General features: G+C 69.0%; 18 protein-coding genes and 2 pseudogenes. 1 reads left to right on the top strand and 19 read right to left on the bottom strand.

All coding sequences use genetic code 11. The annotated features are described in order from the left end of the window. Positions 1 to 70: 70 nt before the first annotated feature. Complete coding sequence (gene rpsB, locus ABZT14_RS23930; RefSeq protein WP_356306125.1) at positions 71 to 985, bottom strand: 30S ribosomal protein S2; 915 nt, start codon at positions 983 to 985, stop codon at positions 71 to 73. A gap of 408 nt (positions 986 to 1,393) precedes the next feature. On the opposite strand from rpsB, the pseudogene ABZT14_RS23925 reads away from it, so the two are divergent. After that, positions 1,394 to 1,975, top strand: a pseudogene (locus tag ABZT14_RS23925) (M23 family metallopeptidase); the annotation flags it as partial. A 323-nt stretch (positions 1,976 to 2,298) separates the two neighbouring features. Here ABZT14_RS23925 and ABZT14_RS23920 read toward each other — a convergent pair. From ABZT14_RS23920 to ABZT14_RS23835, 18 genes and pseudogenes are all read right to left on the bottom strand, one after another. Continuing rightward, complete coding sequence (locus ABZT14_RS23920; protein WP_356306239.1) at positions 2,299 to 2,865, bottom strand: helix-turn-helix domain-containing protein; 567 nt, start codon at positions 2,863 to 2,865, stop codon at positions 2,299 to 2,301. Positions 2,866 to 2,942: 77 nt separating this feature from the next. Then, a complete protein-coding gene (gene whiG / locus ABZT14_RS23915; protein WP_356306123.1) occupies positions 2,943 to 3,785 on the bottom strand; it encodes an RNA polymerase sigma factor WhiG in 843 nt (280 codons plus the stop codon). A gap of 289 nt (positions 3,786 to 4,074) precedes the next feature. Next, the gene (gene dprA / locus ABZT14_RS23910) at positions 4,075 to 5,223 is read right to left on the bottom strand and encodes a DNA-processing protein DprA (protein ID WP_356306121.1); all 1,149 of its coding nucleotides are present in this window, start codon (positions 5,221 to 5,223) and stop codon (positions 4,075 to 4,077) included. Beyond that, complete coding sequence (locus ABZT14_RS23905; RefSeq protein WP_356306118.1) at positions 5,220 to 6,827, bottom strand: YifB family Mg chelatase-like AAA ATPase; 1,608 nt, start codon at positions 6,825 to 6,827, stop codon at positions 5,220 to 5,222. The genes dprA and ABZT14_RS23905 overlap by 4 nt, the downstream gene beginning before the upstream one ends. Then, entirely contained in the window at positions 6,827 to 7,207 is a 381-nt protein-coding gene (locus tag ABZT14_RS23900; RefSeq protein ID WP_356306116.1) for a YraN family protein, read from the bottom strand. Before ABZT14_RS23900 ends, ABZT14_RS23905 begins: the two co-directional genes overlap by 1 nt. A 122-nt stretch (positions 7,208 to 7,329) precedes the next feature. After that, on the bottom strand, positions 7,330 to 7,656 hold the full coding sequence (locus tag ABZT14_RS23895) for a DUF2469 domain-containing protein (RefSeq protein WP_356306114.1): 327 nt from the start codon (positions 7,654 to 7,656) through the stop codon (positions 7,330 to 7,332). 39 nt (positions 7,657 to 7,695) lie between these two features. Continuing rightward, positions 7,696 to 8,421, bottom strand: a complete 726-nt coding sequence (gene lepB / locus ABZT14_RS23890; RefSeq protein ID WP_356306112.1) for a signal peptidase I — start codon at positions 8,419 to 8,421, stop codon at positions 7,696 to 7,698. Between the two features lie 140 nt (positions 8,422 to 8,561). Then, positions 8,562 to 9,317: pseudogene (gene lepB, locus ABZT14_RS23885) on the bottom strand (signal peptidase I); the annotation flags it as partial. After that, positions 9,211 to 10,521, bottom strand: coding sequence for a signal peptidase I (gene lepB / locus ABZT14_RS23880; RefSeq protein ID WP_356306110.1), 1,311 nt, complete (start codon positions 10,519 to 10,521; stop codon positions 9,211 to 9,213). The gene lepB (ABZT14_RS23880) and the pseudogene lepB (ABZT14_RS23885), both read right to left, overlap by 107 nt. Before the next feature lie 103 nt (positions 10,522 to 10,624). Then, positions 10,625 to 11,374 (bottom strand): signal peptidase I, encoded by a 750-nt coding sequence (gene lepB, locus ABZT14_RS23875; protein ID WP_356306108.1) that lies wholly within the window; start codon positions 11,372 to 11,374, stop codon positions 10,625 to 10,627. 53 nt (positions 11,375 to 11,427) lie between these two features. Continuing rightward, positions 11,428 to 11,775 carry a 50S ribosomal protein L19 gene (gene rplS, locus ABZT14_RS23870; RefSeq protein WP_356306106.1) on the bottom strand — a complete coding sequence of 116 codons (348 nt, stop codon included), beginning with the start codon at positions 11,773 to 11,775 and terminating at the stop codon, positions 11,428 to 11,430. Between the two features lie 139 nt (positions 11,776 to 11,914). Beyond that, positions 11,915 to 12,736 (bottom strand): tRNA (guanosine(37)-N1)-methyltransferase TrmD, encoded by an 822-nt coding sequence (gene trmD, locus ABZT14_RS23865; RefSeq protein WP_356306104.1) that lies wholly within the window; start codon positions 12,734 to 12,736, stop codon positions 11,915 to 11,917. Beyond that, positions 12,736 to 13,305 (bottom strand): ribosome maturation factor RimM, encoded by a 570-nt coding sequence (rimM, locus tag ABZT14_RS23860; RefSeq protein WP_356306102.1) that lies wholly within the window; start codon positions 13,303 to 13,305, stop codon positions 12,736 to 12,738. The genes trmD and rimM overlap by 1 nt, the downstream gene beginning before the upstream one ends. 118 nt (positions 13,306 to 13,423) lie before the next feature. Next, positions 13,424 to 13,663 (bottom strand): RNA-binding protein, encoded by a 240-nt coding sequence (locus ABZT14_RS23855; RefSeq protein WP_356306100.1) that lies wholly within the window; start codon positions 13,661 to 13,663, stop codon positions 13,424 to 13,426. 2 nt (positions 13,664 to 13,665) lie between these two features. Continuing rightward, a complete protein-coding gene (gene rpsP / locus ABZT14_RS23850) occupies positions 13,666 to 14,097 on the bottom strand; it encodes a 30S ribosomal protein S16 (RefSeq protein WP_356306099.1) in 432 nt (143 codons plus the stop codon). Positions 14,098 to 14,298: 201 nt separating this feature from the next. Beyond that, complete coding sequence (locus ABZT14_RS23845) at positions 14,299 to 14,934, bottom strand: hypothetical protein (protein ID WP_356306097.1); 636 nt, start codon at positions 14,932 to 14,934, stop codon at positions 14,299 to 14,301. Between the two features lie 139 nt (positions 14,935 to 15,073). After that, positions 15,074 to 16,489 (bottom strand): proline--tRNA ligase, encoded by a 1,416-nt coding sequence (proS, locus tag ABZT14_RS23840; protein WP_356306094.1) that lies wholly within the window; start codon positions 16,487 to 16,489, stop codon positions 15,074 to 15,076. An 85-nt stretch (positions 16,490 to 16,574) separates the two neighbouring features. Beyond that, complete coding sequence (locus ABZT14_RS23835) at positions 16,575 to 17,102, bottom strand: GNAT family N-acetyltransferase (protein ID WP_356306092.1); 528 nt, start codon at positions 17,100 to 17,102, stop codon at positions 16,575 to 16,577. Between the last annotated feature and the right edge of the window lie 73 nt (positions 17,103 to 17,175).

The following is a 17,175-nucleotide window of genomic DNA, read 5'->3' as shown; positions in this document are numbered from 1 at the left end:
CGGGTGTGCACGGGGATACGGCGGAGGCACCCACCCCCGCCGTATCCCCGTGCTTCGCTGTTGAGCTGGGTCAGCTCTGCTCGGCCGGCTTCTCAGCCTCGACCGGCGCCTCCTCGGGCTTGGCCTCTTCAGTCTTGGCCTCTTCGGCCTTGACCTCTTCAGCCTTGGCTTCCTCGGGCTTGGCCTCCTGGGCCTTCTCGCCCTCGGCCTTGTCCTTCTCACCCTCCAGGAGGTCGCGCTCCCACTCGGCGAGGGGCTCCCCGGCGGCCTTCTCGCCCTTGGCCTCCGCAGCGCCGGAACGCGCGATCAGGCCCTCGGCGGCGGCGTCGGCGATGACGCGGGTGAGCAGAGTGACGGAGCGGATCGCGTCGTCATTGCCCGGGATCTTGTAGTCGACCTCGTCCGGGTCGCAGTTGGTGTCCAGGATGGCGACGACCGGGATGTTGAGCTTCCGGGCCTCACCGACCGCGATGTGCTCCTTCTTGGTGTCGACGATCCACACCGCGCTGGGGACCTTCTGCATCTCGCGGATGCCGCCGAGGGTCTTCTCCAGCTTGGCCTTCTCGCGGGAGAGGACCAGCAGTTCCTTCTTGGTCAGGCCGGAGGCGGCCACGTCCTCGAAGTCGATCTGCTCCAGCTCCTTGAGCCGCTGCAGCCGCTTGTAGACCGTCGAGAAGTTGGTCAACATGCCGCCGAGCCAACGCTGGTTGACGTAGGGCATACCCACACGGGTGGCCTGCTCGGCGATGGCCTCCTGGGCCTGCTTCTTGGTGCCCACGAACATGACGGATCCGCCGTGAGCGACGGTCTCCTTGACGAACTCGTAGGCGCGGTCGATGTACGACAGCGACTGGAGCAGGTCGATGATGTAAATGCCGTTGCGCTCGGTGAAGATGAAGCGCTTCATCTTCGGGTTCCAGCGGCGGGTCTGGTGCCCGAAGTGGACGCCGCTCTCCAGCAGCTCCCGCATCGTGACGACGGCCATGGCCGTTCTCCTTGAGGTACTCGGTTCTCAGCGGTGGCGGGAATGCCTCCGCCTGCCTGGTGCCCCTACGCGTTTGCCCCGGAGGCTTGGAGGCCTGCCGAGGACCGAGATACGCGGCCATCACGCGATGGATGAGGGGCACGCGAAGTCGACCCAGTCACCTGGATCGCCCTAGAAGTGTACGGGACCACCGCCGTGCCCGATGACACGCCCGTCGACGGCTACCACAGGTGACGCCGCGCAGGCCGAACGCGCACACGGTCTCCCCGGCAGCCGGTCCCACGGAAGGCGTCAACCAGGAACCAACAGCTCCTCCCTACGGGTCAGTTGGTTATCCACAACCGGCCGGTACTCCACAGATTCGTGGCCCCGCCAGCGGGCCAGGCCCGTCCACGTCACCGTGACCTCATGGCGATCACGACATCCCGACCTTCCCTCCTCCGCCGCTGCCGGAGCGCCCTGCTCCTCGCTGGAGTAGCCGGCCTCGCCGGATTGGCCTGGCTGGCCAGTACCGGCCTGACACAGGTGGCTTCGGCCACAGAGGCTCCGCCCCCTCCCGAAACGGGACCCCCAGGCCTCACCTCGCCGAACCGGCCACCGGCAGGTGGTGCCCCCTCGGCTTCCCGGGCCTGGCCGGTCAGCAGTCCCGGAACCCGGGTCCCCCAGATCCTTCGAGGCTGGGATCCACCGGAGTCCCCCTGGGGTCCGGGGCACCGTGGAGTGGATCTCGTCGCCCGGCCCGGTGCTGTCGTACGCGCAGCCACCGACGGCAAGGTCACCTTCGCCGGCAGGGTTGCCGGACGAGGCGTGGTCTCGGTGACGGTGGCCGGCAGCGGCGACCCACCGTTGCGCACCACCTACGAACCGGTGGAGGCGTCCTTGCGCAAGGGGACACGGGTACGGGCCGGAGAAGTCATCGGGCGGGTAGAGGCCGGGACCTCACATTGCGAGGGCTCCTGCCTGCACTGGGGGTTGCGCCGCGAGAAGCGCTACTTCAACCCGCTCTCCCTCCTCCCCTCGGAGATGCTTCACCCCCGCCGGCCACGCCTCTTGCCCTACCTCGACGTTCCGGCCCCCAGGCCCGCCACGGTCCACCTCGGGGAGGGAACGCCGAAGGGAAGCGGGACACCCAGGACCCCGGGGCGGCTGGAGGGGGACGGCACCTCGGCGCGCCCGGCCAGCACCCTCGTACGATGCTCCTGGCCCAGGTCCCATGGGCTCCGCGACGGTGCGAGTCCGCCCGGGGAGGCGTTACGGGCAGGGGCCCCTCACCGTTCAGCCACGAAACGTGGGTACGGTCGGGGCCCCGACCGTCAGGAGCGGGCTCCGCCCACCCCGGACAGCACCATGGACACCGCCGCTTCGGCGACGACCTCCGGGCTCTCCGCCGCACCGAGTTCTATGCGGCGCACGGCAGCGTCGACGACGCCCTGCAACAGCATGGCCGTCAGCCTCGGCTCAGCGTGTCCCATGTCTTCCAGAGCCTTGACGATCATGGCGATGAGCCCGCCGTGGGCAGCGCGGATCTTCTCCCGGGCACCGGCTTCCAGCTCACTCGCGGAGATCGCGACCACGGCTCGGTGACGGCGGTCCTCCACCAGAGCGAGCTGTCTGCGCACATAGGCCTCGACCTTGGCCTGCGGTGTGGTCGCGCGCTCCATTGCGGCCTCGACCTCCGTGGCCCACACAGGGAAGTCGACCGCGCACAACTCCTCCACTACAGCGGCGCGGGAACGGAAGTACTCGTAGACGGAGGACCTCGCCAGGCCGGTGCGCTCGGCCAGAGCGGGGAAGGTCAACGCGTCCGTGCCGCCTTCCGACAGGAGGGTGCGGGCGGCCTCCAGCAAGGCGCCGCGCTGCATAGTCCGGTGCTCGGCCAGTGAGGCCGCTCGAATCCTGGGCACGTCCCCAGCTTAAGGAGGTGCCCAGGGGCCGCGCGAGTGCCCGAAGGGCCGATTCAACGGATATCGGCCAGCTTGGCTCGTAGTTGCAGCACGGACTTGGAGTGGATCTGACTGACCCTGCTCTCCGTCACCCCGAGGACCTCCCCGATCTCGGCCAGGGTGAGGCCCTCGTAGTAGTAGAGCGTCACCACGGTCTTCTCACGTTCGGGAAGGGTGTTGATGGCCCGGGCGAGCAGGGTCCTCTGTTCGCGGTCCTCGGCCACCTCCACCGGGTTGTCCGCGGTGGTGTCCTCCAGTGTGTCGATCAGGCTGAGGCGTTCACCACCGTCGCCATTCACGTGGAGCAGTTCCTCAAGCGCCACCACATTGGCGAGGGACAACTGGCCGAACAACGTGTGCAGTTCGTCCACGGAGACATCCATGGCACGCGCCACCTCGGATTCCGAGGGCGTACGGCGCAGCGAGGCCTCCAGCGTGGCGTAGGCGTGCTCCACGGCACGGGCCTTTTGGCGTACGGAACGCGGAATCCAGTCCATGGCGCGTAGTTCATCGATCATGGCGCCACGAATTCTGGTGATCGCGTAGGTCTCGAACTTGATCGAGCGGTCCGGGTCGAATTTCTCGATGGCGTCGATGAGCCCGAAGATCCCCGACGACATGAACTCGGCCTGCTCGACGTTGGGGGGAAGCCCCACGCTGACCCTGCCGGCGACATATTTCACCAGGGGCGAGTAGTGGAGGATCAGTTGCTCACGCAGCTTCCCGTCCTGCGTCTCCTTGTACGAGCGCCAGAGTTCGGGGAGCGACCGGGGCGCAGCGACCCGCGCGCTGTCGTTGTTCGAGGTCGACACCGCGGTGGCTGTGGCGTGGGCAGGCCCGTGGGTGTGCTGGGGCATTTCGCTGTCGTGCGCCGTTCTGGGTAACGGCCGCTCCTGGACGAAGTCGGCCGATCGGAAGGGGAGGGAGGCGGAAAGGTCTGGTCACGTGCGAGTCGCGGGTGTGTCGGCGCGGGCATGGCGTCACGGCACCATCGCAATGCGTAAAGAGCGTTTCACTGGCAGACGATGATTCGTCCCGCTGCCCGCGCCTGGGAGTACTCCCCGCAGTCCGACTGATCCTCCGAACCGTTCAGGGTGTACGGCACTCACCTTGTCACTCAGTAATCACAGATCAAGGACCCGGCCATCACTCGATGGGGTTGGCTGATGAAAGCCTGACGAGTGCCCACCCGTCGCCCTGTTTTTCGACCAGTCCCAGGGAACGCAGTTCGTGGAGCCTCATGCGAGTCGCCTCGACCGAGTTTCCCGCCTCCCGGGCAATTTCGATCTCGCCCGCGCCTCCCCGCCCCGGCAACGCTTCCAGAACGGCCGCGGTCTCGGCGGGCAACGCGTCTCGGGGATGAACGGGTCCTTGGCGAGCGGGCGCCAACTCCCCCATCTCGCCGACCACTTCGATGATCTCAGCGACGTCCGAGACCAAGTGCCCCTCTCCTCGCAGGAGTTCGTGAACCCCCGTGGAGAGCGCCGATGTCGCTGGGCCGGGGACTCCCATGGTGTACCTGCCCAGAGCCTGCGCGTTCCGCGCCGTGACCAGGGAACCGCTGCGCAGTTCCGCCTCCACCACGACAGTTCCCCGAGTGAGGGCGGCGATGACGCGGTTCCGCAACACGAATCGGGACCGTGTCGGGTGAGCCCCGGGCGGCAACTCGGCAACCACCAGGCCGTGTTCGGCGATGCGTGCGATCAGGCCGCTGTGTCCTCGTGGATACGGCACGTCCAGTCCGTTGGCGAGGACCGCCACGGTGGCTCCACCACCGGCCAGGGCACCTCGGTGAGCGGCGCCGTCGACGCCGTAGGCCGCCCCGGACACCACTGTCCAGCCCCGCTCACTCAGGTCCGCTCCCAGGGTGGACGCCATGTGGATTCCGTAGCCGGTGCAGGCGCGGGCGCCCACCACGGCCACGGAACGAAGCGCCCAGAAGCGCAGGGAGGGGGTGCCTCGTACCCAGAGTCCCAGCGGCGTCTGCAACCCCAGGTCATCGAGCTGGGTGGGCCACTCGGCGTCCCCGGGACAGACGAAGCGCAGGCCGTGATCACGCAGGTCCCGCAGTGCCCTACCAGGGCGCAGCTGTCTCATGCGGAGTCGCAGGCCCTCCCAGCGCCGGGCGGTGGCACCGTCCAGCCGGGTGTCGCCCTCCAGGGCGCTGAGGGTCTCCTGTGCGCCGTATCGCTCCAGCCAGCGGCCCACCTGGTGGTCGCCGGGCTCCGTCACGTAGCTGAGGCTCATGCGGGCCAGCCGCTCCTGGGGGGACGCGGACCGCGCGGGGGTGGTCATGAGGTGACCTCCGCCGGCACTCCGCGTTCGACCCCGGTACGCAGGTGCAGTGCCCTAGCCACCTCCTGGCTGCCGGGGCGGTCCCGTCCGGTGAGGTCGGCGATGGTCCACGCGACCCGCAGCACGCGGTCCAGTCCCCGGGCGGACAACAGGCCCCGTTCCAGGTCGCGTTCGGCCTGGCTCATCACCTCGCCGGGCAACGGCCAGAGGGTGCGCAGCTCGTGTCCGGGCACCTCGCTGTTGGTGCGCCACGGGGTGTCGACGTACCGGTGGGCCGCGCGCTCCCGTGCGGTCACCACGCGTTCCGCCACCGTCGCGCTGTCCTCGGAGGTGGTCACGGCCTGGGCCAGCTCGGCCCGGCTCACGCGTTCCACGGCCACGCGGAGGTCCACCCGGTCCAGCAGAGGGCCGGACAGCCGCGCCTGGTAGCGCCGGACCAGAGAGGGTGGACACTCGCAGGCCGCCCCCACCAGGCTGTGCCGCCCACAAGGACAGGGGTTGGCGGCCAGGATCAGGGCGAACTTCGCGGGGAGCCGCACCATCCCCGCCGAGCGGGCTACGACCACGTGTCCCGATTCCAGTGGTTGCCGGAGCGCGTCCAGCACCTTGCCGCTGAACTCGGGCGCCTCGTCCAGGAACAGCACGCCCCGATGTGCGAGGGACACCGCTCCGGGACGTGGCACGCCGTTGCCGCCACCGACGATCGACGGCATCGTCGCGGAGTGGTGAGGGGCGCAGTAGGGCGCCGTGGAGATCAGTGGACGCGTCTCGGGCAGGACGCCGGCGACCGAGTGCACCGCCGTGACCTCGAGGGACTCCCGCTGGGTCAGCGGTGGCAGGAGTCCGGGGAGGCGCTCGGCCAACATCGTCTTGCCGACGCCGGGAGGGCCGGTGAGGAACAGGTGGTGGCCGCCGGCGGCGGCGACCTCCAGGGCGTACCGAGCCCTCGGCTGACCCACCACGTCGGCCATGTCCGGGGGTCGCTCGCCGGCCTCTGGCGGCCCCAGGCCCGTACCGGCGGGCAGGAACATCGAGGTGCCCGCCGCGCTCTGACCACGCGTTCCGGGAAGGGGTTCCTCGTCGGGGACCGGCTCGTCGCGGAGCACCGCGATGAGCTGTCGGAGGCTGCGGACGCCCAGCACGGACACATCGGGCACCAGAGCCGCCTCGGGCACCGCGTCCTCGGGGACCACCACCTCGCGGTATCCCGCCTCGGCTGCCGCGAGCACGGCGGGCAGCACTCCCCGTACGGATCGCACCCGGCCGTCCAGGCCCAGCTCGCCGATCATCATCAGGTTCGCGATCACCCTGGGGTCGATGGCTTCCGCCGCCCCCAACACGGCACAGGCCACCGCCAGGTCGAAGCCGCTGCCGCCCTTGGGGACGGATGCCGGACTCAGTCCCACGGTGAGCTTCTTCTGCGGCCACTCGGCCCCCGAGTTGACCATCGCGGCCCGTACCCGGTCCCTGCTCTCCACCAGGCTCTTGTCGGGAAGGCCGACCAGCGTGAAGGTGGCGATACCCGGTTCGAGGTCCGCCTGGACCTCGACGAGCACCCCCTCCACCCCGACCAGCGCCACGGAGCATGTACGCGCGAAGGCCATCACGCCACCCCCGGAGCGTGGTAGACCTCGGGCCCCCGTCCGTCGCGGAGCACCACCCCGACCAGGTCGATGCGGACCCCGCCCATGGGGGGACTGCCGTATCTGGCGAGCCAGCACTCGCTCAGCCACCTGGAGGAGAGCCTTCTGATCCGAGCGGCCTTGAGCGGGGTCAGCGAGGCCATGGGGTGTTGGTACCTGGTGCCCCGGCGGGTCTTCACCTCGCAGACGACGAGCGCGTCGTCCTCAGCGGCGATGATGTCCAACTCCCCCTCGCCACAACGCCAGTTGCGCGCGAGGATGCGCATCCCCAGACGGTGCAGTCGGTGCGCCGCGAGGTCCTCTCCGTATCGACCCAGTGCTCCACGTGCGTACGTGCTCATCGGTACCACCTCCGGCACCGACTGTGAGGGGTGCGGGGCGCACTAGTTGATCATGGTGCGCTTCTGTGGATAACCCGCGCTCTGTGGAGAACCCGTTCGCCCTTTCGGAGGAACCTCTCGCCTCAGGAGCCCTTGAACCCGGAACCTTCGGGAAGATCGAGATCGCTCTTGTTCAGCTCCTCGACGTTCACGTCCTTGAAGGTGAGGACCCGCACCTGTCTGACGAACCTCGCTGGTCGATACATGTCCCAGACCCACGCGTCCGCCATGGACACCTCGAAGAAGACCTCACCGCCCGCTGAGTGCACCTGCATCTCGTAGTCGTTGGTGAGGTAGAAACGCCGTTCGGTCTCTATGACGTAGGTGAAGAGGCCGACGACGTCGCGATACTCCCGATAGAGCTTCAACTCCATCTCGGTCTCGTACTTCTCAAGATCCTCGGCGCTCATGGCAAGGGCCCCTTCTGCCGTGCGTCCCCCTATTGTGCGTCAGGTACGACGGCGTCGACCGCTCAGGCGTGCGATCGGGCCATACGCGGCTCCGCCGAGGATCAGTCCGGCACCGGTGAGGATGGTCGCCACGATGGCGCGCACCGGCCCCGGCTCGGAGACTCCGCCGGGCAGGGCGGCGAAGCTGTCGGGGCGTGCCACCACACCCATGCCGCTCAGCGGCCAGGCTGTCGCGTCCACCCTCGCCTTGACCGAGAAGCGGTCGACGGACCCCTTGCCACTGTCGGTGAGGTGTATCCGCGAGTCGAGGGAGTCGTCGCGGTGGTCGCCCAGCAGGAACAGCCGGCCCTCGGGCACGGTGCTGTGGAAGCCCTTGGGCGAGGCCGGGCCCTTGGTGGAGAGGTAGGGCTCGTCGACGGGCCTGCCGTTCACGGTGAGCCTGCCCTTGCTGTCACAGCAGGCGACCTTGTCCCCACCCACGCCCACCACACGCTTGACCATGGGCAGCGAGCCCCACACGGCGTCCTCGAACACCACGATGTCCCCCCGGCGCACCGTGGAACCGTCGATGCGTTCCGCGAGGACCCGGTCCCCGGAGGAGACCGTGGGAGCCATGGAGTCGGTGGGCACGGTGTACGGCTGGTAGACCACGGCGCCCCAGACGAAGCCGCCGAGGAACAGCACACAGCCGACGAACACCACCACACCCGACAGCAGGCTCCCCCGGTCTCCCCGCCTGTCCGAGGACCTCCTGATGTCGACCATCCCGCCGCTCCTGATGTCACCGCCGTTGAGGATCTGGCCGAACCCTAACCGGGCGTGCAGCGACGGGGCAGCACCTGGTCGGCGGGAAGGCGGTCGGTGAGCGGGTGGGAAGGACATCCGAATCAGCGCTACCGGGCGCTACCGAGCTTGTCGAAGGAGTCAGGCACCGGCAGGTTGTTCCACCGGGTGGGCGGCCAGCCCACGACCATGGCCCGACCGACGACCTCGCTCTCCGGCACGGTGCCCTTGCCCTCGTCCTTCTGGTGGTACCGGGAGTCCAGCGAGTCCTGGCGGTTGTCCCCCATCACCCAGAGCCTCCCGTCGGGCACCTTGACCGGGCCGAAGGGCATGTCGTCGCAGGGGGTGCTGCCCGGGTAGAGGTACGGCTCGTCCAGCTTCTTGCCGTTGACCTTGACGGACCCGCCGCGGTCGCACTCCACCGTGTCCCCGCCGACAGCGATGACCCGCTTGATGAGGTCCTTCTCGTCGGCGGACGGCATCAGGCCGACGGCGCTCAGCCCCTTCTGGAGGAAGTTCCCCGAACTGCTCGCACCACGCAGCCAGTTGCCCGGGTCGTGGAAGACCACGACCTCGCCGCGCTGCGGCTTGGAACCGAACCACGGGGTGAGCTTGTCCACCAACACCCGGTCCCCCCGCTGGAGGGTGTCCTTCATGGAGTCGGAGGGAATCGAGAACGCCTGGAGCAGGAAGGTCTTGATCACCAGGGCCAGCACCAGGGCGATCCCGATCAGCAACGGGAGTTCGCGCCAGAAGGAACGGGGCTTCTTCTTACTCCTGTGTCGGTTTCCCGGATCGTCCTGATCTCCTTCGGACCCCGTACGGTCCTCCGGGCGTCGCTCTGGCTCTCCGGTCCCCGACCGTGCGCCGACCGCCACGTCCCCCACATCCACTCCTCACACTGCGATACCGCCCGCCCCACGGCCGGGACAGGCCCACTACTCCCATAACGAGCGGGAGTTCCGCAGGGATCGGGAGTGGCGTGGTTCGATTGTCCCCTGCGATCTTGGCCGCTGTCCCCGAGTTCCGTGCATCGGGCACGGAAGCGTAGGTGTCGTGCTGTTCGAGCCGCTGCCAGTGGCCGAAGGGCCAGGCGATCACCACGGCGCGCCCCACCACCATGTCCTCGGGGATGGTGCCCTTGCCCTCGTCCTTCAGGTGATATCGGGAGTCCGCCGAGTTGGAGCGGTGGTCACCCATCACGAAGACCCGCCCCTCGGGGACCTTCACCTCGAACTCCATCCGCGAGGGAGCGTTCCCGGGGTGGAGGTACGGCTCGTTCAGCGGTGTGCCGTTCACGGTCACCCGGCCGTCCTTGCCGCAACACTTCACGGTGTCCCCGCCGACCGCCACCACGCGCTTGATCAGGTCCTGCTCGTTGGCGGACGGCAACAGACCGACATGGGTGAGGGCGGACTTGACCTGCTTGATCCCCACGGGATCGTCGGCCTGCTTCTGCTCCGACGGCGGCAGCCAGCCGCCCGGGTCCTTGAACACGACCACGTCTCCCCGCTCCGGCTTGGAACCGAACCACGGGGTGAGCTTGTCCACCAGCACCCGGTCACCGATCTTGATCGTCTGCTCCATGGAACCGGACGGGATGACGAAGGCCTGCACCAGGAAGGTCTTGAGGACCCAGGCGATAGCCAGGGCTACGCCGATGAGGATGGGTATCTCCTTGGTCGCCGACAGCCGACGGCGCCGTTTGATGCGCTTCGCCGCACGCCGACGTGCGGCGCGGCCCTCTCCGAGGCGACGTAGCGGCTGGGCCTCCGCGTCGTCCGCCGCCGAGTCGGCGTCGTCCCCGGCGAGCCCGGACTCGGCGTCCCGTAGCCGCCCCAGCCACTCCTGGTCGGGGTCGAGGTCCTGGGACGGCGTGTCCGAACCCGACGGGGGGTGCGGGTACCGCAACCGGATCGTGTCGGAGGAGACCACCCCGTTCGGCGGGAACCCGGGGATGTCGCCCGGACCCGGCACCGTCGGGACGGCGGGACCCGCGTCGTCGGGGCGGACAGGCGGGGCGGCCCCCGCACCGACGAAGCCGTTGCCGGCGCTCGCCCCGGGGTGTGGCCGCCCGTTCATCTCGGGAGCCGAAGGCGCCCCGACCTCAGGAGACGACGAGGAGGCGTCCGAGGTGTCGGGGGGCGACTCGGGGCGGCGGCGCCGGCCACGCGGCCGACCGTGGCTACCCATGGACGGCTCCGAGGCTGTCGCGGTGCGCCAGGGCCTGGTCGGTCGACGGCTGAGCCTCAACCCGCCTGGGCGGCCACACCAACCAGTCCACCCGTCCGCGCACCCGGTCCTCCGGCACGGTCCCCCCGCCGGGCTTCCCGAGAAGGTCACGGGAGTCGCTGGACTCCGAGCGGTGGTCCCCCATCACCCACAGCCGGCCCTCGGGCACGGTGACGTCGAAGGGCACGGAGGAGGGCTTGTCCTGAGGATGCAGGTACTCCTCCCGCACTGGTTCACCGTTCACTTCAACCCTCCCCCGCTTGTCGCAGCAGACCACCCGGTCACCGCCGACGCCGATCACACGCTTCACGTAGTCGGTCTCAGCTGGTCTCACCAGGCCCACCGCCGATCCGGCCTTCCGCAGCCACGTCCATACCCTTCCCTCGTTCGAGGCCCTTTCCTCCTCGAAGGAACCGGTGCCGTCGAACACCACAACGTCTCCGCGCTGCGGAAGGTTGCCGAATCGATAAGCCAACTTGTTCACCAGCACGCGGTCGCCCGCTCGCAGGGTGTTGGCCATGGACGAACTCGGGATCGCGAAGGGCTGCACCACATAGGTGCTGAACAGGGAGAGGAGCGCCACCACAGCGGCCAGGACCGCGCCCACACGAACAAAACGCGACCGGAACCACCGTGCTCCAGGGAGAACGGTCCTCCGGTCGCGTTCCGTTGACTCGTGCCGCCGCTGTCTTTCGGTTTCCATCGGCGAGAGCTTAACCCGCCGTACACGACCTCAGACGAGGGACGGCGGCAAGATCAGTTCTCGCGCTTCTCCTTGATCTTCGCGGCCTTGCCGCGCAGGTCACGGAGGTAGTAGAGCTTCGCACGACGCACGTCACCACGGGTGACGACCTCGATCTTCTCCACCACGGGAGTGTGGACCGGGAAGGTCCGCTCCACGCCGACGCTGAAGCTGATCTTTCGGACGGTGAAGGTCTCACGGACCCCCGCGCCCTGGCGACGGATGACGACGCCCTTGAACTGCTGCACACGCGAGCGGTTACCTTCGATCACGCGCACGTGAACGTTGACCGTGTCACCGGGGCGGAAGGCCGGGACATCGGTCCGCAGCGAAGCGGAGTCAACACTGTCGAGAAGCTGCATGACCGTCTGCTTTCCTCGCTGATGCCACAGGTCATCAACGGAATCATCGTGGTGAGAGGGAAAACCCCGAAGGGGTGTGCGCCGGTCCGTGTGTGGACTCCCCCTGTGGCAGGTCACACCCCGGAAACGGCACGGTCGCTCATTCTTCCACGCGGTCCCCCGGCGGCCAAAATCGGCCGTCGGACTCGACCCACCCCAGCTCACACAGCTTCTCCCGGTCCGCGCGGTCCAGTTCGGCGGAGCCGATCCCGGCCAACAGGTCGGGACGGTGGGACGCGGTACGCGCGAGGGCCTGGTCCCTCCGCCAGCGGGCGACCCGTCCGTGGTGTCCGCTGAGCAGCACCTCGGGAACGTCACGCTCCCGCCAACTGGGCGGCTTGGTGTACACCGGCCCCTCCAGCAAGCGCTCCATCGCCCCCGGGGCGAACGAGTCGTCCCGGTGCGACTCGGCGTTGCCCAACACCCCCGGCAGCAGCCGGGCCACGGCCTCCACCATCACCAGCACCGGGGCCTCACCACCGGCCAGTACGTAGTCGCCGATCGACACCTCACGTACGTTCAGCCGGCTGGCGTACTCCTCCACCACCCTGCGGTCGATGCCCTCGTAGCGCGCCGGCGTGAAGACCAGCCAGGGCCTGCCGGAGAGTTCGACCGCGAGTTCCTGGGTGAAGGGCGCCCCGCTGGGTGTGGGCACCACGAGGGTCGGCTCCTCGGCTCGGCCCTCCGCCCGGGCGCCATCGAGCAGCTGGTCCAGTGCCTCGCCCCAGGGCTCCGGCTTCATCACCATGCCCGGCCCGCCGCCGTAGGGGGTGTCGTCGACGGTGTGGTGACGGTCGTGCGTCCACTGCCTCAAGTCGTGTACACGTACGTCGAGTTGGCCCCGCTCCCGCGCCTTGCCGACCAGGGAGAGGTCCAACGGCGCGAGGTACTCGGGGAAGATCGTGATGACGTCCAGCCGCATCAGTCGTCCGCCCCGGAGCGTGTGGCGGGCTCCGTGGGGCCCTCCCCCGAGGTCTCGTCCTCCTCCGGCAGCAGCCCGGGCGGAGGGTCGACGACCACCCGCTGCGCCTCCAGGTCGACCTCGGGCACCATCTCGCTGGCGAACGGGATGAGGACCTCACTGTCGTCGGCGCGCCTGACGACCAGCAGGTCCTGAGCCGGGAGATGGGCGACCTCCTGCACCCGTCCCACGGCGGTGCCGTCGACGGTGACCACGTCGAGGTCGACCAGCTGGTGGTCGTAGAACTCGTCGGGGTCCTCGGGGCGTTCCTCGGGGTCGACCTCGGCGATCAGCAGCACGTTGCGCAGTGCCTCGGCCCCCGTACGGTCCCGCACTCCGGCGATGCGCAGCAGCAGGCGTCCACTGTGCACCCGTCCCTGCTCGATGGTGAGGGGACCGGCGGAGGGCGGGTCCGTGGCCAGCACCGCGCCGGGGGCCAACCTCAACTCCGGTTCGTCCGTGCGGACTTCGACCGTCACCTCACCCTTGATGCCGTGGGCACGGCCGATCCGGGCGACTACCAACTGCACTGTGCGTACTCCATAACCATCCAGACCTACCGTGATCGGCTACGACGACGGGCCGGGGCCCGGGGTTCCTGTCGTCGGACAGCCCCGGTCCCCGGCCCGTGCCGGTGCCTTGACGCGTTCAGCGCACCTGGTCGACGTCGACCAGGTCGACGCGGATGCCACGGCCGCCGAGTCCACCCACGACGGTGCGCAGGGCTCGCGCCGTACGACCGTTGCGACCGATGACCTTGCCGAGGTCGTCGGGGTGCACCCGTACCTCCAACACCCGGCCCCGGCGCAGATTGCGGGAGTCGACCTGAACCTCGTCGGGATGGTCGACGATGCCCTTCACCAGGTGCTCAAGGGCCTCCTCCAGCATCCTCAGCCCTCAGTCGCGGAAGACTCGGTGGCTTCGTCCGCCTTCTTGTCGGCCTTCTTGGCCTTGGGGGTGACGGCCTCCCCCTTGGGCTCGTCGCCAGCTTCCTTGGCGGCGGCCTCGAACAGGGCCCGGTGGTCAGCCTTGGGCTCGGCCACCTTCATCGGCTCGGGGGCCGGCAGACCCTTGAACTTCTGCCAGTCGCCGGTGACCTTCAGAATGGCCTGCACCGGCTCGGTCGGCTGCGCGCCGACACCCAGCCAGTACTGCACGCGCTCGGAGTCGACCTCGATGCGCGAGGGGTTCTGCACCGGGTGGTAGATGCCGATCTCCTCGATGGCCCGGCCGTCACGGCGGGTACGGGAGTCGGCGATGATGATGCGGTAGTGAGGCGAACGGATCTTGCCCAGACGCTTCAGCTTGATCTTGACTGCCACAGCTGTGGTGTCTCCTGGTCTTGACGAGGTTGGGATGCGACGAGTTGCCACGTGGGGTTGTGGTACCCGAGATCCCGATGGACGCGTCAGCCGCCGGAGAGAGGGGTCCGAATCAGCTGTCGAGTACGGGCAGGCATTCTGCCACACCCGGCCCGGACAGCCGAATTCGCCCATCCTCACGGCCTCCCGGGCCGGGAGGCGTCAACCCACCGCCACGACCTCGGGGATACGGAAGGGCTTGCCGCAGGCTCCACAGGTGATGGGGGCCTGTGCCAGCACCGAGGGCACCACCCGTACGTTCCGGCCGCAGTCGCAGACGGCCTTGACCCGCACACCGCCACCGGAGGAACCGTGCCGGGCGGCCGGCCCCCGGAAGGCGCGGTCGCTGTCCCGGTTGTTCGCCATGGAGTGGGCGCGCAGGGCCCGGGACAGCCGCTGGATCGTACGCCGATACCGGCGACGGGTCTCGGGCGCCATGGTGACCAGCGAGAAACCACTGCTGGGGTGCGGCTCCTGCCGGTGCCGCAGCCCGAACTCCTCGGCGATCGCCAGGAAACGTCGGTTGTGGTACCGCCCGGCCCGGGAGGTGTCGCGCACTCCCCGGGCGGCGGCCAGGCCGTGCACCGCCTCGTGCAGCAGCCGCTCGAAGGAGAGCTCGGCTCCGCAGGCGGAGGACGACTCACCGATCAGGGCTTCTGGCGCGGCGAGGTCCGGCAGGTCGGGGTGGTAGCGCTGGATGTCCGCCCAGGCGGCGGCCAGCTCGGCGGCAAGGACTGGTGTCGTGCTCACGTCGTGTTCAACGACCAACCGTCCCCCTGTGTTCCGATTCGGGCTCATCGCAAATATTTCGCACGTACTCACCAGTTCATGAAGTGGGTCACGACAGGCGGAGAGTGCGGACAACTGCTGAAGTAGCCCCATTTGAAGGGCTCTTCCGCACCCTCAACGCCACTCTCCGTACGTGACGTTCCAGCGTTCAGTAAGCGCGGGCGATCACGGCCCGCACCCCGGGCTGCCCCTCGCTCTCGGGGACGTCGTCGTCCTCGGTCACCAGGCACCGTACGGTCACGCCGTGCTGGGCGAGCTTCTCCTCGCCCTCCGGGCCCAGATCAGCCCAGACCATGCGGGCCCAACGCCCCTGCTGGGTGACCTCCACGGCCTCGTCGAGCCGTGTGACCTCGACCGTCCGCGACTGGCGGCGTTCCCGGGACTGCCGGAGCAACGTCTCCTGGTCCTCCTCCAGGAGTCGGGGCACCAACTCCCGCAGGCGTTCCGCCGGCACCGGTTCCTTGCCTCCGACGACGCGGCGGGCCAGGGTGACCGCGCCCTGCTCGACGTCCCGGGGGCCGATCTCGACGCGGAGGGGCACGCCCTTCAACTCCCAGTCGACCGCGCGGCGGCCGAAGGGGGTGTCGGTGTTGAGGTCCTCCTCGACCCGAACCCCCGCCGCCCTCAGTTCCTCGGCGACGCGCCGCGCCGAGGCGAGCACCTCGTCCTCGCCCTTGATGGCCAGGACGACCACCTGTACCGGCGCCAGGCGAGGGGGCACGCGCAGTCCCTGGTCGTCGCCGTGGGCCATCACCAGGGCTCCGACCATGCGTGTGGTGCTGCCCCAGGAGGTCTGCCAGACCAGTTCCCGCTCCCCGTTCCGGGAGAGGTAGCGGGTGTCGAAGGCGCGGGCGAAGTTCTGGCCCAGTTCGTGGCTGGTCCCCATCTGCAGGGCCTTGCCGTCCCCCATCATCGCTTCGAGGGTGAGGGTGTTGAGGGCGCCGGCGAACCGCTCCTTGGCGGTCTTGCGGCCCAGCAGCACGTCGATGCCCAGGACGTTCACCATGAAGTCGGCGTAGACGTGGCGCTGGATGCGTGCCGCGTAGTCCCGCGCCTCCTCGTAGGTGGCGTGGGCGGTGTGACCCTCCTGCCACAGGAACTCCGAGGTGCGCAGGAACAGCCTGGGCCGCATCTCCCAACGCACCACGTTGGCCCACTGGTTGATCAGCAGGGGCAGGTCCCGGTAGCTCTGCACCCACCGGGAGAAGTACTCGTTGATGATGGTCTCCGAGGTGGGCCGGACCACCACCGGCTCCTCCAGCTCCTTGCCCCCGCCGTGGGTGACCACCGCGAGTTCCGGGGCGAAGCCCTCCACGTGCTCGGCTTCCCGGGTGAGGTAGGACTGCGGGATGAAGAGGGGGAAGTAGGCGTTGCGGGCTCCCTGCTCCTTGATGCGGGAGTCCATGTCGGCCTGCATCCGCTCCCAGATGCCGTAGCCGTACGGTCGGATGACCATGGTCCCGCGCACCGGGCCGTTGTCGGCCAGTTCGGCCTTGGCGATCAGATCCTGGTACCAGCGCGGGAAGTCCTCGGCCTGAGGGGTGAGGACGGGTGTTCTTGCCATGGCCGGCATCGTACGTCGCAGGACGTCAACGCCGGGAATCGGGACCGGGGATCCAGCCAGCCCGCTCCCGTCCACGACGACGGCCTCAGAGGGGCAGCCACTCCTCGGCGGTGAGGGCGAAACGCTCGTGGTCGCGCCAGGCGTCGTTGAGGTACAGCATCCGCGGGGAGAAGCCCTCGTGACGGAACCCCAGCCGCTTGGCCAGGGCGATGGAACGTTCGTTCTCCGGCTGCACGTTGATCTCTAGCCGGTGCAGCCCCAGTCCCCGGGGCGCCCGGGCGAAGCAGCGGTCGACGATCAGGCGCAGCCCCTCGGTCATACGACCGGTGCCCGCGTAGGGCAGGTAACTGTCGTATCCCAGCGAGGCGTTGCAGAAGCGGGCGCGCACGATGTTGGCCACGTTCACCCGGCCGACCAGCCCCTCCTCCTCCCGGTCGAGGATCAGGAACGAGTGCAGCTCGGGCCCCTGGCGGCGGAGCAACTCGGGGAAACCGTCCGGCTCCACCGGGTTCCAGGGCTCCAGGTGCTCCTTGGAACGGACCACGGCCTCACTGTAGAGGCGTTCATCCCCAGGCTCCGGTGGCCGGATATACACGCGCATGACGTGCATCATCGCCCGAGGGGAGGCGGAAAAGCCAGTCGCGGTGGACGGCCCGGATCCGAGCTGGTCCACCGCGACCGAAGCG

Source organism: Streptomyces sp. NPDC005438, from assembly GCF_040606315.1.
Taxonomy (GTDB): Bacteria; Actinomycetota; Actinomycetes; order Streptomycetales; family Streptomycetaceae; genus Streptomyces.
This window is presented reverse-complemented; position numbering and strand designations above follow the sequence as displayed.

Excerpts from the sequence above, each read along its gene's own strand:
- rplS (WP_356306106.1), bottom strand. The coding sequence starts at position 11,775 with ATGCAGCTTCTCGACAGTGTTGACTCCGCTTCGCTGCGGACCGATGTC.
- ABZT14_RS23905 (WP_356306118.1), bottom strand. The coding sequence starts at position 6,827 with ATGGCCTTCGCGCGTACATGCTCCGTGGCGCTGGTCGGGGTGGAGGGG.
- ABZT14_RS23855 (WP_356306100.1), bottom strand. The coding sequence starts at position 13,663 with ATGCTGGAGGAGGCCCTTGAGCACCTGGTGAAGGGCATCGTCGACCAT.
- trmD (WP_356306104.1), bottom strand. The coding sequence starts at position 12,736 with ATGCGGCTGGACGTCATCACGATCTTCCCCGAGTACCTCGCGCCGTTG.
- lepB (WP_356306112.1), bottom strand. The coding sequence starts at position 8,421 with ATGGTCGACATCAGGAGGTCCTCGGACAGGCGGGGAGACCGGGGGAGC.
- rpsB (WP_356306125.1), bottom strand. The coding sequence starts at position 985 with ATGGCCGTCGTCACGATGCGGGAGCTGCTGGAGAGCGGCGTCCACTTC.
- ABZT14_RS23900 (WP_356306116.1), bottom strand. The coding sequence starts at position 7,207 with ATGAGCACGTACGCACGTGGAGCACTGGGTCGATACGGAGAGGACCTC.
- whiG (WP_356306123.1), bottom strand. The coding sequence starts at position 3,785 with ATGCCCCAGCACACCCACGGGCCTGCCCACGCCACAGCCACCGCGGTG.
- ABZT14_RS23895 (WP_356306114.1), bottom strand. The coding sequence starts at position 7,656 with ATGAGCGCCGAGGATCTTGAGAAGTACGAGACCGAGATGGAGTTGAAG.
- lepB (WP_356306108.1), bottom strand. The coding sequence starts at position 11,374 with ATGGAAACCGAAAGACAGCGGCGGCACGAGTCAACGGAACGCGACCGG.
- lepB (WP_356306110.1), bottom strand. The coding sequence starts at position 10,521 with ATGAACGGGCGGCCACACCCCGGGGCGAGCGCCGGCAACGGCTTCGTC.
- dprA (WP_356306121.1), bottom strand. The coding sequence starts at position 5,223 with ATGACCACCCCCGCGCGGTCCGCGTCCCCCCAGGAGCGGCTGGCCCGC.
- ABZT14_RS23845 (WP_356306097.1), bottom strand. The coding sequence starts at position 14,934 with ATGAGCCCGAATCGGAACACAGGGGGACGGTTGGTCGTTGAACACGAC.
- ABZT14_RS23835 (WP_356306092.1), bottom strand. The coding sequence starts at position 17,102 with ATGATGCACGTCATGCGCGTGTATATCCGGCCACCGGAGCCTGGGGAT.
- proS (WP_356306094.1), bottom strand. The coding sequence starts at position 16,489 with ATGGCAAGAACACCCGTCCTCACCCCTCAGGCCGAGGACTTCCCGCGC.